Below are 14,734 nucleotides of genomic sequence, written 5' to 3' on the forward strand. Positions count from 1 at the left end.
TTCAAGCTGGCCACACTATATAAGCGATTCCTTTTTGAATTTGCCCTATCACTTGCGCCTGGTTTTCTGTACTCTCGCAAAAACTGGCAAGTGCACCGGCGGGCGTAATCAAGCCCTTGCTTAACTGGTTATTCCAGTAATCGAAGCCTGCCTGATCTGGGGCGCGGTGCAACACGTTTTGATAAAAATTGGTAATCAGGGTAGTGGTGCTGGGGTTGCTGCCATACAGTTGCTTGAATTCTGCCGACTGGAAAAAACCTGCAGCCACCGTGGTCAGGCTAGAACCCTTGTCCATATCCTTGATCCAGTAACCAAGCCCTGCCAGATCGGGCTGACGGCCAAATGCAGCCTGATAGATGCGATATGCCTGCCCGGCGACACCATCAATGTCAAAGGCAAGCGCGACATCGGCAAATTGCAAGCGTTCAACTTGCGTCACATTATCAGTGCCATCATTGCCAACATTGTCTTTAAGAATAAAATTGCCCGCCGTACCAGTCAGCGTATAGTTCGCACCTTTTCCTGAAAGTACCAGGGTATCGAGACCACTACCGCCAGCAATATTGTCATTGCCAGCGCCACCTATGATGGTGTCGTTACCTGCACCGGCTGAAATATTATCGTTGCCGCTGGTGCCGGTTAAATAATCATTGCCAACAGTACCATTGATATTGGCGCCAACTGAGACAGGATTCACTATCGTTGAAAAAGAATAGCCGGTGGTACCTGCATAGCTGTTGCCAGCAAGGTCCTTGAAACTGCCACCACTAATGCTGACGCTGTAAGTCGTGCCATAGGACAGTGCGGCACTCGGATGTATTATCAGAGTGCTGCCTAAGATACTCAGGTTGGAGCTGGATGAAGCATCATAATTCGCGACGATATTGCCGGCCGCATCCTTGAGCACAATGGTGCCAATGCCACGTTGTATGGCTTCGCTAAAGCCGAGGATGATGTCGCTGTTGATTGGTACAGCCGTGACCGATTGCGTGGGCATGAAAGACAATACCGTTGGTGGCGTGACATCCAGCAAGGTGGTACGTGTACTTAAATTCAGCACATAATCTGCATTGCTAAAACCAAGGTTACTCACCTTGACATAAAAATCGCCATGACTGTATGAGCCGGTGTAGCTGAAGTTGATGTTGCCATCCAAACTGGATCTGGCGATGGCAGACTGGGTGCCAGACAACACATTGCCATTGCGGTCAGTGATTTCTATCTTCACACCGATACTGGAGCTGGTCCAGGTATTGAAAAAGTAGTTATTGCTACTATCGGTCGATACAATCAGATTAAAACTGCCAGGTCCATCCAGATCAAGTTCATACCAATCCGTTGTATCAAAAGAAGACAACTTGCCGAAAGAATTTCTCCCCATTTGCACCCTGAAAACCTGGTTCACAGCACTTGAATCATAACCATAGGTTTTTTCATCTGTAAAGGAATCAACACCAACGAGATATGCCATACCACTGCCTTTCAGAGCCAAGAATTGGAAAAGGCATATTTAGCCCAGGTTTTATTGCTTTTGCTTTGCGCAGGAACAGATGTAAGTGAATGTAATATTCTATTTCAAATTTTACATTCGAGGTGAACTGAAGGTGAACTGAAATAGTTTTCACTCATCAATTGGAAAGGGAGCGGAAGTTTTTTGTGATGCCTGCAGCAGAGGGCGGCGATATCACTGATGAAGAAGGGGATAAGGAAAAGAAATGCTTATATGCAGGATGCAAAGCACGGGCTGCCAGCAGAGACGTGGAACAAAAGACCGCCAGGTTTTTTAGTAACTGTGTTTAGTAACTGTGTTTAGTAACTGTGTATTGGTGCCGTCAGATAAAACGAAGAACAGGTAATTCTGATAAAAAAATTGAAAAGTGAAAGACGTGGCTCATGCCCCGCCTCCCACACAATTCTCAACACGTCACCCCACCCACATCGTATACACAATGCCCTGCTGTATCTGCCCCAAAACCTGTGCCTGGCTTTCTGCGCTTTCACAAAAGCTCGCGAGTGCAGCAGCAGGCGTCACCAGACCCTGGTTAATCTGATTGGACCAGTAATCAAAACCTGCCTGGTCTGGTGCGCGGTGCAGGACGTTTTGATAAAAGTTGTTGATCAGGGTCGTGGTGCTGGGATTGGCGCCATACAGTTGCTGGAATTCTGCTGACTGCACAAAGGCTGCCGCGACAGCATTTAGGCTGGCGCCTTTATCCATGGTCTGTATCCAATACCCCAGGCCTGCCTGATCGGGCTTGTGGCCAAATGCGGCCTGGTACAGGCGATAAGCTTGGCCAGCGACACCATTGAGATCAAAGGCCAGCGTCACGTCGGTGAATTGCAGGCGCTCTACCAGGCCCACTGAATCAGTGCCATCATTACCGAAATTATCTTTGAGGATGAAGTAGGCAGGCGTGCCAGACACCGTGTAGTTGGCCATTTTGCCGGACAAGACCAGGGTATCTAGCCCACTGTCGCCAAAGATGCTGTCATTGCCGGGGCTGGCGATGATGCGGTCATTCCCCGCACCAGCCGAGATATTGTCGTTGAGATTGCTGCCCGTCAGCACATCATTGCCGTCTGTGCCGTTGATGGTCAGCCCGACCTGGGCCGGGTTAGATGCAGTCCAGAAGGCATACGCACTGGAGGCACTGGAACCCGCATAGCTATTGCCGGCCAGGTCCTTGATACTGCCAGCAGGCAGGCTGATGGTGTAGTTGCTGTCAAACGCCAGCGTCGTGCCGGGATGTATGCTTAGGGTATTGCCTGCAATGCTGATGCCGGGGCCAGCCGCATCAATGCTGGCAGCAACATTGCCTGCACCATCCCTGAGAATAATCTTGCCAGTGCCCGCCTGTATGGCTTCGCTGAATGTGAATACCAGGTCACCATTAACCTGCACCACATTACCTGTGGCTGCCGGGGTAAATGAGAGCACGGTCGGTGGCGCCGTGTCTGCCGTCGCCAGCACGCTGATGGTGGTGTTCACCCCCATGGCCTTGAGTTGCGCTGCTTCATAGCTCGTGCTATTGCCCGCATTGTCTATCACCTGCACGCGCAGCACATGATAGTCGCCGGGTTTGTTGTTGCTGGCGATGGTATAGGTCTGGCTGGATAATCCGTCTGACCAGCTGTCATCCTGCCCATCCATCACAAAGGCACCCAGGGTGCCGCCATGTATCTTGACATCATAGGCAATGAAATTATCGAGCTCTATCATGACGCTGGCAACACCCGAACCGACATCGGTCGCACCAGCCCTGATGAATAGCGGCGCATTGCCATTCGCCAGATTGATACTGGCCGGGATGATCAGGGAATTGAGGACAGGCGGCGTGGTATCAACGGCTGCCTGGATGACATTCAAACCGGATTTGAGACCGGATGCATGACGTACACCGAGGGTATCAAGATTATCTGCATTAGCCATTTTGCGGACCTTCATTAAAGGCTTCAATTAAAGGGTGGATTCAATCAAAAGTGCAAACGCATCTTGAAATCAGTGACCTGCCTGCGCTCGCCGTGTCTCATGTGCTGCAAGCATCACTATTGCATTTAAGTTATGTTTAAATTGTAGTTAAGTTGTAGCTGAGTTGTAGCTGAGTTGTACCTCAGTTGTAATCAGGTTGCGCCTGAGAAAAACTGGCCCATGCAAAAATTGTGGGAGCGAAAAATGACCGTCTGTACTCGCGTTTCATGAGCGGCCAATATGGATTTCTATGTCCGCAGCATTCTCATACAATATTGCATTATATTTAATTATTTATTATTATAGCAATATCTTATTAAGTTCCAGAAACTGTGTCACGCAGCACTTCCCCCCCTGTCAAACAGGTGCTGGAGGCAAAAATTCATGTTTCAGATATAGCGGTCCGACACACAAGACGCACAAAAACATGAAGCCAGTGCTGATCTCACAGCACTGGCTTCATGTTTGGTACTCACTTCTTCAACAACAAGATGTCTTATACGATTGCTACCCGGCTCATCCCAGCCATTCGGTATACACCACACCGTTTTGTATCTGCCCTATAACCTGCGCCTGGTTTTCTGCGCTTTCACAAAAACTGGCGAGCGCACCTGCGGGTGAAATCATGCCCTTGTTGAGCTGGTTGGACCAGTAATCAAAACCGGCCTGGTCTGGCGCGCGGTGCAGCACATTCTGATAAAAATTATTGATCAGTGTCGTTGTGCTGGGGAAGCTGCCATACAGCTTTTGGAACTCTGCCGACTGAAAAAAACCTGCGGCGACTTGCGTGAGGCTGACGCCGTGATCCATCCTGTCTATCCAGTAACCAAGACCAGCAAGGTCAGGCTTGCGGCCAAATGCGGCCTGGTAAAGACGGTAGGCCTGCCCGGCTGCGCCGTTGATATCAAAGGCCAGTGCAGCATCAGTAAAGATCAGGCGCTCTACCTGTGCGACTGAATCCGTGCCATCCTTGCCTACCGTATCTTTGACGGTAAAACTGGTGGTCGTGCCATTAATCGCATAGTCGCCGAGCTTGCCCGCCAACACCAAAAAGTCGAGGCCAGCGCCACCGTCTATCACATCATTGCCTGCACTGCTGATGATGGTGTCGTTGCCCGCCCCTGCGGTGATATTATCGTCACCATTTGTACCCTGCAAATAATCATTGCCGCTGGTGCCATAGATATTCTTGCCGGGCACAGAGAGGTTCAGGCCGAGTATATAGTCGGTAGCCGCATACGAGAGGTTGCTGATACGCACAAAAAAATCACCGTGCGAATATCCGCCTGTGTAATTGAAAACGATGCTACCGTCAGTCGTCAGGCTGGCGTAGCTGGTGTCCAGACCAGCCAGCGGGTTGCCTGCACTGTCAGTGATCTTGACTTCAATACCGCTATAGGTTTCGCGCCATTCATTGGTCGCACTATAGTTATTGACGACATCGGTAGAAACCACCAGCGTATAAGTGCCAGGGCCATCGAGGTTGAGCTGATACCAGTCTGTGAGGTCAGTCGCTGACAATTTGCCAAACGACACTTTGCCCAGGTTGACCTGGAAATTGGCGCTCAGGGAGCTGGAATCATAACCCTTGGTTCTCTCATCATATAAACCATCATCACCATAAATATAGGCCATATTTCACTCCTTACTCTTTCAGGACATACGCAAAAACGCGCTTGACTCTTGCAGCTTTAACGCAATAGCGGCATCATCGGATGACAGGAATGTCAAAAAAGTTTAAGCATGAAAAAATCAAGCATGGAAACTTGCGTATGAAGAACCCTACAGAAATCACCGTCGCCACGTTCAATAAACTGGCGCAGCGCTACCAGGATAAGTATATGAACCTGGAAAATTATGACGATACCTATGCGCTGTTTTGCAAGAATTTGGTTTCCAGCAATGCGCGTGTACTGGAACTGGCTTGCGGGCCAGGCAATGTGACACGCGCCCTGCTGGCACGCCTGCCTGATTTACAGATAATAGCAACTGACCTCGCACCGCAAATGGTGGAGCTGGCGCGTAGCAATAATCCAAAAGCGCAATTTGCCGTCATGGATTGTCGTGCTGTAGGTGGGCAAGGCAAAAATTTTGATGCGCTGGTCTGCGCCTTTGGCCTGCCGTATTTATCACGCGCAGAAGCAGCCACACTCATCGCTGATGCCGTTGCAGTGCTCAATCCCGGTGGCCTGCTTTACCTGAGCGCAATGGAAGCAGAAGAAGCACGCTCAGGCTGGCAAACATCAAGTACTGGTGACCAGGTCTATATCCACTATCATGATGAAGCCCACTTGCGCACTGCACTGGCAAGGCACGGCTTTGACATCATCGATGTCAGGCGCAAACCTGGCCCTGCACAAAGCAGCATGGCGAGCACGGATTTATTTATCCTGGCCCGCCAGCGTGCTGCTTGATGACTGCGCTTTAGTCATTTAGTGATGCAGCTTATTTCAAGAAGTTTTTGACTTCAGCCTGAAATTGCTCAGGCTGGTCCCACATGATGAAGTGGGCACTGGCATTGATACGCTTGAGCTGCACATCTTTGACGGTGGCATAAGCCATCTTGTAAAAACCATCCATCTGTTCTGGCGTCACCGGCGCACCATTTGGCACAACATACAAGACTGTCGTCGGCACGGCAATGTTTTTCAGCTCAGGTGTCAGGTCCGTCGTGATCAACTCATGATAAGCGCGGGCGGAAACATCCTGATCACTCTTGAGTGCATCGTCCAGCCCTGCTGGGCGCATGGCGGTGTTACTGATCATGCTGTTGATGGTTGCCGTGGTTCTTTGCGCCCGCGCTTCTGGTGCGGCTGCACGCATCTTGGCCAGCATATCGTCTGCCATGGGTTTGACACTTTGCGGTGTCGTGCCTGGTGGGCCAAACATGACACCCAGAAACGGGAACATATCAACGATCATCAGCTTGCTGATGGATTGTGGATGCCGCGCCGCCACCATCATGCCTATCGTGCCACCCATGGAATGCCCTATCAATACAGGTTTTTGCAAACCATGTGGTACCAGTTGGGCAATATAGCGGGCGATTTCTTCTGCCACTGGCGCCGCCACTGCACCCTCAGTATTACCACCCGCAGGCACACCGGCAAAACCCGATACCTGCACCAGATGATACCGGTAGCCAGGCACAGCCTTGACCATCTCAGCCCACACCTTTGGGGACGAACTCAGGCCAGGCACCAGGATCACATCACTGCCCTCGCCTTCTACCCTGACACTGATACGCTCAGAACTAAAAGCTGCGGCCCAGGCGGCGACAGGGCTCAATGCAGCGCAACTGACTGCCAGGATGGTTTTAAGCAAGTGACGACGGAGTATCATATAAAATCCTTCTATTAATATTCTGCTAGCATACTACACTCCGATGTGATTTCCGCAAGAGATCAACCATGCAAGAAAATACCCTGCAAGATGCCATCACCACCCAGCTCACACTGTGGCTGGCCACGACCACCTCAGGCAACTGGCAAGAGCTGGCCAGCACGTATGCCCCACAACTGCCCCACCTGCTGGCCGCACGCTTTGACCATGACGTACGCCAGGGCGGCTTTGCCCAGTTTCTCTACAATATGAACGGGCATTTACTGGCGCAGATTGAAGACATGCTGATCGCCGCCAATGCCCACGTCGCCCATGATTTTTATGTACAGGCCATCAGCCTGTGCCTGAAGAACAAAGCGGATTACCAGCGCTTTTTAGCCAGCAACTATACCGATGCCAATGCGCTCAAAGACGAGCTGCATCTGCTCAGCATTGCTTATCTTGGCAAGAGAGTGGACTTCCAGACCGAGGCGCATGCTTTTCTGGTGAGCGGTTTGCCTGCCTGAAAAAAAAATGTACTGCGACAAATCAGCTTGTTGCAGTACATATAAACAGTAACACCAAACACCCGGCACTCAACAAACCGGGGCTGATGTTACAGGAGGAGTACTGATTATTTACTGCGTACTGGCGTCTTTTTTACAATAAACATGGCCGGTGCTGAAGGCTGCGTACTGTCAGCCGCAACACCTGCCACCAAGCTCCCTCATTTCGTCAGCCAGTGCTTGGAAAGACATACGTCTCCTGGCAATCCAGCGTCGAAATGACTGAGGTGTTATTTAACGGTAAAGTTAGTCGGTGCTACAGGCTTAATGGTATCGACTGCACCACCCGCATATTCAAAGGCACCGATATCTGGCTTGACGCGCAGCTTGCCCAAGCGGTCATCCAATGCGCTGTCGACAGACGCACCTTTGTCGATTACCGGCGAGTTTTTGGCTGGTATGGTTTTCCATTCATTGGCAACAGAGGGCACGCTCAACAGGGGATCTGTATTCAGACCGTTGAAGTCAAATTGTTTACCCTTTGCTTCCGCCAGGGTGAGTATGTCAGCACTGTATTTCAGATCGCTGGCATTGCTTGCGTAGCAGAGGTTATTGTCGAACGCTGTAAATTTGTCCCGGCCAGTCTGGGTGGTTTTAGGCGCACCAAAACCAAAACAATAAGGCAGTTCCCAATTACTATGTATCGCAGCATCAAGTGGTCCGAAATAAATCAGGTTTGACAGTACTTTCAAATTTTGACCGGGTGTAGCCCCGTTCTGATTAGCAAGTTCAATACCAATTGAACCACGCACTGTCTTTTTGAAATAGATCGTGTTGTTGCGGATAGTGGCACCAGTATCAGCGGCATCACCAGGCTCAACTCCATTGACAGGAACACGGATTCCTGTAGGGCCGCCCCATTCCGGCGTTGTCTCCCAAACCAATACATTGTTCTCGATAAAGGGTGAAATGCAGGCTGCGCAACCAATCCCGACATTACCAACATTGACAAGGGTATTACGATGAATATTGACATTCGTAAAAACTTCTTTGATATTTTGATAAGCTGCATCGACAGAGATACCCCAGCAGCCAGCGTCGGCTCTATTTTCTTCCTGCTGGATCAGATTGTCTTCAATCGTTACTTTTGTCCAGTGACCATGGCCGACAATTGCCACGCCGCCGCATTTGCTCGTCAGCGACAATGGTGGTAGCGAATTTTTGTACAGCTTATTTGCGCGCACAGTGACCTCTCCTGCATCCGCTTGCTCATTGCCAATATATATGCTGTGGTCAAGCGTACCATTGGCATAACCATTGTAATTAAGGGTATTACCTTCTATGAGCGAACTGTTGCATCCCCACAAAATACCTTGACTGCTATTATTGGTGATGGTCGAGTTCAGCAGTTTGACGGCCTGGATACTTGGCTGACATTGTATGCCGATGACATTGCCTTCTACATTGAGGTTAGACATTTCAACATCGCTCAACCCTCCCTTTCCTTCCTGATACACCATTACGCCCCAATGCCCTTCACCGCGCCCACGAAAATCGATATTGCGTATAGCATATCCACTGCTTTTGCCATATGCAGACTTGCCCTGTACCGTTATCGCGGCATAATGCAAGCTTTTATTAGGGTCAACATTGGGAACAGATTTGCGCACGAAGAGAATAGGTTTCGGAGCATCTTTACCGCTTACCCAGGAAGGGTTATACGCATCGAAGACGATAGGGTTTGCTGTCGAAGATTGATAGTTTTCGATAATCATCGCGACATCATCCCACGCACCGCCACGCGCAAATAATATCTTGTCGCCGGCTGTGAACCCGCGCATATTACTTTGCACCTTTGCTGCAGTTCGCCATGCTTCAGCAGGCGACGTACCCGAAGCCTGGTCATTACCCGGTTTGCAGGCATCAATTGAGCTCACCGGAGTTGTATCAAGTGGGCTCACTGAAGTGCTTTTTGCGCAATCTGCAACATAGTATGTCGCTGCACTCGCTTGCGAGCCAAATGCCAGCGTAATAAGCATCGCGCCTGAGACTGCGATACCAAATTTTTTACTTCTTTCCAGGCTATTCAAAATTTTCATGTTTTTTCCATTGATGATGGAGTGAAATAGTTACCGCGCAATGTAGTGGTTCCATACCGTCACCATGGTCGATGACGACATGGAGCTGACTAAGAAAAGCATTAGCATGGGCGCTGTCGCCGCATTGCTATTGCGATTCATCTACAGTGCTGACGTGCAATCCTGTTCTCTATTAATTAATGACCTTGTTCTGTTCTACCGACATGGCACTTTCGTTGTTGCTGGTATCTATTGCGGTCAGCACAAAGTAGTAAGTTGCCGGAGCCAGGTCTTTGAGCACATAGCTGGTAGCAGATGCACCAAGATCGATGGTCTTGGTGTATTTACCGCTGGTAGTACCATAATAAATACGGTAACCAGCCAGGTCTGTCAGTGCGCTCAGGTCGGTATTGACGGTGGGCGCGCTCCATGCCAGGCTCGCTGTACCAGTAGAAGTACCTGTTGTTGCATTGAATACCTGACATTCTTTGGTGATGCCGGGTGCCGGGTCTTTACCAAAGGAAGATTCACTGCAGTACAAGGTCTTGCTGGTGATTTGTTTTTCTACCCAGCGGGTATCGTGTCCATAGCGCACCACTTGTGGCGCTGCCAATGTCACGTTCTGGTATTGCGAAGCGATCTTGACCCAGGTGCCGGCCGCAGGCGCCAAAGGCAAACTTGTCGAAGCGGCGACTTCACATCTTTTACCAACATGCGGTAAAGGGTCGCTACCAAAGAATTCATTGCTGCATGTGGCAGTACCTGAGATTGTCTTGGTCACCCAGCTGGTACCTGAACCATAACGCACTGTCTTGCTGCCACTGAGCGTAAATTGCTTGTTTTCATCTGCAACCCAGCTCCAGGTTGTATCAACGGCGATCAATTCACTTCTTGCTGCCTGAAAAATTTGCTCCGGCGGCGGTGTTGTACTACCCGGCGCTGGCGGTGGTGAAACGACTGCTGCTGTAGCACGCTCGCTCTCGCCACTGCCACCGCAACCCACGAGGGTAATGCAAACGATGGCTTGAACAAGTGCCAGCGAATACTTCAATTGATGATTCATGGTAATTTCCTTGATGGATATAAAAATAAATGAACTACACGTCCAAAGAGGTATCCTTTTTCTTGATCTGTATGCCTTACCTCCTCTGTCTAATCTGTAACAATGCGGGGCATACATGTGCAACATCCCGCTGCATCTGGTACGACATCCCAGATGAAAAAATCACCGAAAAATGCCGTCCAGGGCAACCAGGAAAACCTGTTAAAAAACCCCATTCCAATCCAGTGAAAACTTATGCAAAATCGCATCAGCAGGGCCGCACGATGAAGACCGTACTGTCAAGCCCTGCTCACATCAAAAACCGGGACAAGTCAGCCCCTGCAGGCAACCGGGGCATGCCTGCATCATCACTACACAATCATTAGCAGTGCCGCATATAGCGGCCAGATGGGTTAGCCTGGTGGGTATCCACCGACTTTCTTATAGACTCTCACCCAGTCAATATCCAGCGATTGAGGAAAGACGCTGTCGTCAACGCCATACCTGCCAGCCCAGCCACCACCAATGGCGAGATTCAACAGCACGTGCGCTGGCCCTGCTTCAGTAAGATCATCGTTGTAGAGCCAGCGATAGGTCCGCTGGTATAACAGGTGGCCATCAACATAGACTGTCACATCGGTGGGAGTCCATTCCAGGCCCACGGTATGAAAACCTTTGGTCAGGTCTTCGTTGGCGTAATAATTATTCCACTGCGTATCAAAGCGCGGGCCCTTGGCCAGAAGGCGGCTTTCTATCTTGCCGCCATGCGTTTGCACGCCACTATGCAGCATGTTTTTGAATGGCCCGGGATTATCTTCCACTCCATTGACAACAAATTCGAAAATATCGATCTCCGGCCCCCAATACAAACGCCCGTCTGACTTGCGCTTTCCAGAGTTCAACCAGAATGCAGGGAAGACCCCCTTACCACCGGGCATGCGCACGCTGGCTTCAAAATAACCATACTTGGTTTCCCAGTTAGACCGTATCATCCCTGACTCATATTTACCTGGCCCGACTTTCCTCGCCGTCAGCGACAACATGCCATCATGCAAAACATGATTATTATTATCTCGATAGCGCTCAAGTTCAGTCTCGTTGAGGTAATCCACCGTGCCATTCGCGTAGATATAACGTGTTGACCAGCGTTCACGATTGAGCGTCGCGCCATTGAATTCATCGTTGAACACTAGCGTATAGCCGCTGGGAACAAAAGATGTGCCACGGTCCATAATGGGTTCCCATAACTGAGACGCTGCGTTGGCGCTCCACATGTGCAGAGCAAGTACAGCAAACATCATTTTTTTCATATTGTCAGTCCTCAATAAAATAGAGAGAAAAAATGGACAGGCGTGTCGCTACCTTGCGCCGGACCACGGGTCACGCAAAAAATAAAACCGGGAAATGCAGGTAGCGCAATGGCTCTGCAAATACTTTGCTGCAGGCAGGCTCTTTTATGCCATGGCTAAACAAGCGATCAAACAAGCGATCAAAAAAAACGCGCGCAGATCACCTATAGCCAGCGCGTGTCGTCACCAGCTATGCGAAAAAATCAGATTTGATAATGCTCAATGATGCCAAATACAAAAGCATCCCAAGTTGCGTCATGCCTTACTCTGCAAAAATGCAGGTCAAGAAATTTCTACCGGCTCAATGTGGCACAAGAGCATGTGGCAAAATGCCGTGAATGCCGCTTGCATTTTCAACCCCATTGCTGCTCTTTTCATTTAGCGCCCTGGCTTGTAATTCAAGGTATTTTTCTTTTTTTTCTCTTACTTAAATGTCTTGAGCGGATACTAGCAAAACATTTTGCAAAGGAAAATTGCTGCGCTGCAGTTTAGCTAAAATATATTGCTGTTTAGCTACGAAATCGTTTAACTGACAGCATTATTTTTGCTAAACATGCGATTTATTTTTTAGATTTTCATTGATATAAAAATTTCAGATACTAATGTGTGTTTATTTGCATATTGAGACAGCATTTCACACCTCATTTTGTACTGACAAGAGCAAAAACGGCGCAAATGAAAAATTGACAGATGCAGATTTACCATAACCGACATGTCTCAGTTGCACAATTCCTACACAATTCCTGCACAATTTCTGCATGCTGCATACGCGCATATTGCGCGCTTCCCGCAGATATGCGTGCAAGGAAAGTCACTTGATCGACACGACATGCCAGGGTTAATATGGCGCAGCCTGTCATTGACTATCAACGCTCACCAAACGGGAATCACTATGCGATGGTTTTTCAAACCCCAACTGATACTGCTGAGCATGGCCTGCACACTGGCAACACCTGCCTGGGCTGACCTGGGCTTTCCCGACTATCTGAAGTTGCCGCCGCAAATCATCGCAAATCCTGATCAGGCATTGCAGGCAGAGAATGTCGCCGAGGCTGAGTTTGTGGTCGATGCAGCGGGCACCAGCAAGCTGTTCAAGGGCAAGCGCTTTGCACGCTGGATGACTTACAAACCTGCTGCCGGTGAGCCTGCACTCGGTTATTACAACGGCAGCGAGCTGCGCATCTATAACGCCATGCAGGCGGTACTTAGCAAAGCTGGCTGGCAGACCCTGCGCGCCGACGATAACAAGGCGCGCTGGACCATGCGTTATCAGGCAGGCGGCAAGCAGGCCTGGGCCGAGGTCAAGATGGACGCACCGCAGGCGCAAGTGTGGGTAGAACTGATCGAGTCTGCCGATGCAGGCGCCGCATTCACCATCCCCAGACCCGCCAGGCAGCCCGAAAAATTCAGTGCCAAGGACGACATCCCCTACCTGCCGCCCTGGCCCGGCTCCAAACGCACAGGCGAAGGTCATGGCAATGAACCACTTGATGTTGCCGAACCCGGCAAGAGCCAGGAGGCACAACTGGTAGGGCAGGCAGTAGAGATACGCAACTACCAGGGCCCGACTACGCTGTCCAAACTACAATTCATAGGCGAATACCGTGAAGCCTTGATCAAGGCTGGCTGGACCGTGATCTTCCCTGCCAGCGCCGCTGCGGTGCGCGACTATGGCATGCTGGTGGCACACTACACCCAGGATGGCCGCGACATCTGGGCACGCATCAATTATGAATTCACTGCCTCACTCTCGATCAGTACCACCGACGTGGGAAAGACTGATCTCGCCAGCGCCTTCGCCAAGGATTGCCATGTGCCGCTGTACGGCGTGTTCTTTGACTTCAACAAGGCCACAACACTCAAGCCTGAGTCCGACAGCGTGCTGAGCAAGGTCGCAGCCCTGCTCAAAACCGACGCCAGCATCAAGGCCGAGATCGAAGGCCATACCGATAATGTCGGCGGCGACGACTACAACCTCAAACTCTCTGACGCCCGCGCCGCCAGTGTGCGTAACTGGCTGGTGCAGCATGGTATCGATGCTGCGCGTCTGACTTCCAAAGGTTATGGCAAGTCACGTCCCGTAGCAGACAACAACACAGACACAGGCCGTGCACGTAACCGCAGGGTGGAGCTGGCGAAATTGAGCTGCAAGCGTTGACAAGTTCCGTTCAACATTTTCAAAAAAAATTTACACATGACCAAGCTGCTAAGTGAAACCAGAAATCTCAACATCCGATACGACTTGCCTGCAGAAATTTGGGCCAAGGTTCCTGATGTTTATGCACTCATGGAAGGATGGCTGGGCTTTGGAGATGGAATCAAGGGAATGGACGGCATACCGTACTGGTTTGGATTTAATGAAGAAGAAGCGCACATTTCAGCTTCGGTAGAGCCTGGCGGTTTGCAGTTTTTTGTCACGAACATGGATGAAGAAAAATGGAATTGGTGGCTTTCCAATTTAAAGTTGCAAGCAACAAAAATACTTGGATTCAGGGTTGGCGAAATCGAATTGGGTGAAGTCAATTCTGAGATTGAATGGATAGTCGCGTAGGTAGGATTAGCGCAGCGTAATCGTACGCATGTTGGACCTGACAGCAACAAAAATGTATATAATTTCCAGACCGTTATCTCCAAAAAAAGCTACGACAGATATGAATTATCACGAAAAAATCAAACTTGAAAATCTGAATCCGTAGCTGACATGCGTACGATTACGCTCTGCTAATCGTACCTACACACCTTTCTTTGCTTGCAGACATTAGCATCGCGCCGCCCTTTTGCGACAATGTCACCAGCCCGTTCACACCACCTTCGCAACTGATCAATCCTTCTGCGCAGGCATCTTCCCAAATACATAATCTTGGACACGTACTGTGCCAGGCCTCGATGACTTCAGTGTAACTGCGAGGCCGCTGCTGTATCCATTCCAGCATTTGGAGAGTAAGGCTGGTGTGCGCGCCGTGCATGAT

Annotated in this window: 11 protein-coding genes; 4 read left to right on the forward strand and 7 right to left on the reverse strand. The window is 50.0% G+C overall.

Going from position 1 to position 14,734, the window contains the following annotated elements:
• Nucleotide 1: 1 nt before the first annotated feature.
• The 3 genes from ACO0LI_RS17410 to ACO0LI_RS17420 all read right to left on the reverse strand — a co-directional run bounded on the left by ACO0LI_RS17410 (nucleotide 2) and on the right by ACO0LI_RS17420 (nucleotide 5,104).
• Nucleotides 2-1,471: a DUF4214 domain-containing protein gene (locus tag ACO0LI_RS17410; RefSeq protein WP_423034065.1), complete on the reverse strand. Its 1,470-nt coding sequence runs from the start codon at nucleotides 1,469-1,471 to the stop codon at nucleotides 2-4.
• Between the two features lie 453 nt (nucleotides 1,472-1,924).
• The gene (locus ACO0LI_RS17415) at nucleotides 1,925-3,430 is read right to left on the reverse strand and encodes a DUF4214 domain-containing protein (RefSeq protein WP_423034067.1); all 1,506 of its coding nucleotides are present in this window, start codon (nucleotides 3,428-3,430) and stop codon (nucleotides 1,925-1,927) included.
• A gap of 555 nt (nucleotides 3,431-3,985) precedes the next feature.
• Nucleotides 3,986-5,104 carry a DUF4214 domain-containing protein gene (locus tag ACO0LI_RS17420; RefSeq protein ID WP_423034069.1) on the reverse strand — a complete coding sequence of 373 codons (1,119 nt, stop codon included), beginning with the start codon at nucleotides 5,102-5,104 and terminating at the stop codon, nucleotides 3,986-3,988.
• 137 nt (nucleotides 5,105-5,241) lie between these two features.
• On the opposite strand from ACO0LI_RS17420, the gene ACO0LI_RS17425 reads away from it, so the two are divergent.
• Entirely contained in the window at nucleotides 5,242-5,883 is a 642-nt protein-coding gene (locus ACO0LI_RS17425; protein ID WP_423034071.1) for a class I SAM-dependent methyltransferase, read from the forward strand.
• A 31-nt stretch (nucleotides 5,884-5,914) separates the two neighbouring features.
• On the opposite strand, the gene ACO0LI_RS17430 is transcribed toward ACO0LI_RS17425, so the two are convergent.
• On the reverse strand, nucleotides 5,915-6,811 hold the full coding sequence (locus ACO0LI_RS17430; protein WP_423034073.1) for an alpha/beta fold hydrolase: 897 nt from the start codon (nucleotides 6,809-6,811) through the stop codon (nucleotides 5,915-5,917).
• Between the two features lie 68 nt (nucleotides 6,812-6,879).
• Between ACO0LI_RS17430 and ACO0LI_RS17435 the strand changes: the two genes are divergently transcribed.
• Nucleotides 6,880-7,317 (forward strand): DMP19 family protein, encoded by a 438-nt coding sequence (locus ACO0LI_RS17435; protein WP_423034075.1) that lies wholly within the window; start codon nucleotides 6,880-6,882, stop codon nucleotides 7,315-7,317.
• A gap of 269 nt (nucleotides 7,318-7,586) precedes the next feature.
• Here ACO0LI_RS17435 and ACO0LI_RS17440 read toward each other — a convergent pair whose 3' ends face one another.
• The 3 genes from ACO0LI_RS17440 to ACO0LI_RS17450 all read right to left on the reverse strand — a co-directional run bounded on the left by ACO0LI_RS17440 (nucleotide 7,587) and on the right by ACO0LI_RS17450 (nucleotide 11,726).
• Nucleotides 7,587-9,395 (reverse strand): hypothetical protein, encoded by a 1,809-nt coding sequence (locus tag ACO0LI_RS17440; RefSeq protein WP_422954219.1) that lies wholly within the window; start codon nucleotides 9,393-9,395, stop codon nucleotides 7,587-7,589.
• A gap of 172 nt (nucleotides 9,396-9,567) precedes the next feature.
• Nucleotides 9,568-10,437, reverse strand: coding sequence for a hypothetical protein (locus tag ACO0LI_RS17445; RefSeq protein WP_423034077.1), 870 nt, complete (start codon nucleotides 10,435-10,437; stop codon nucleotides 9,568-9,570).
• 392 nt (nucleotides 10,438-10,829) lie between these two features.
• Nucleotides 10,830-11,726: a glycoside hydrolase family 16 protein gene (locus ACO0LI_RS17450; RefSeq protein ID WP_422954216.1), complete on the reverse strand. Its 897-nt coding sequence runs from the start codon at nucleotides 11,724-11,726 to the stop codon at nucleotides 10,830-10,832.
• A gap of 931 nt (nucleotides 11,727-12,657) precedes the next feature.
• Here ACO0LI_RS17450 and ACO0LI_RS17455 point away from each other — a divergent pair.
• Together ACO0LI_RS17455 and ACO0LI_RS17460 are read left to right on the forward strand one after the other, a co-directional pair.
• A complete protein-coding gene (locus ACO0LI_RS17455) occupies nucleotides 12,658-13,923 on the forward strand; it encodes an OmpA family protein (protein WP_423034079.1) in 1,266 nt (421 codons plus the stop codon).
• A 36-nt stretch (nucleotides 13,924-13,959) separates the two neighbouring features.
• Nucleotides 13,960-14,316 (forward strand): hypothetical protein, encoded by a 357-nt coding sequence (locus ACO0LI_RS17460; protein WP_423034081.1) that lies wholly within the window; start codon nucleotides 13,960-13,962, stop codon nucleotides 14,314-14,316.
• The last annotated feature ends 418 nt before the right edge of the window (nucleotides 14,317-14,734 follow it).

The sequence above is a fragment of the Undibacterium sp. Tian12W genome, assembly GCF_049339405.1.
In the GTDB taxonomy this organism is placed as follows: Bacteria; Pseudomonadota; Gammaproteobacteria; order Burkholderiales; family Burkholderiaceae_D; genus Undibacterium.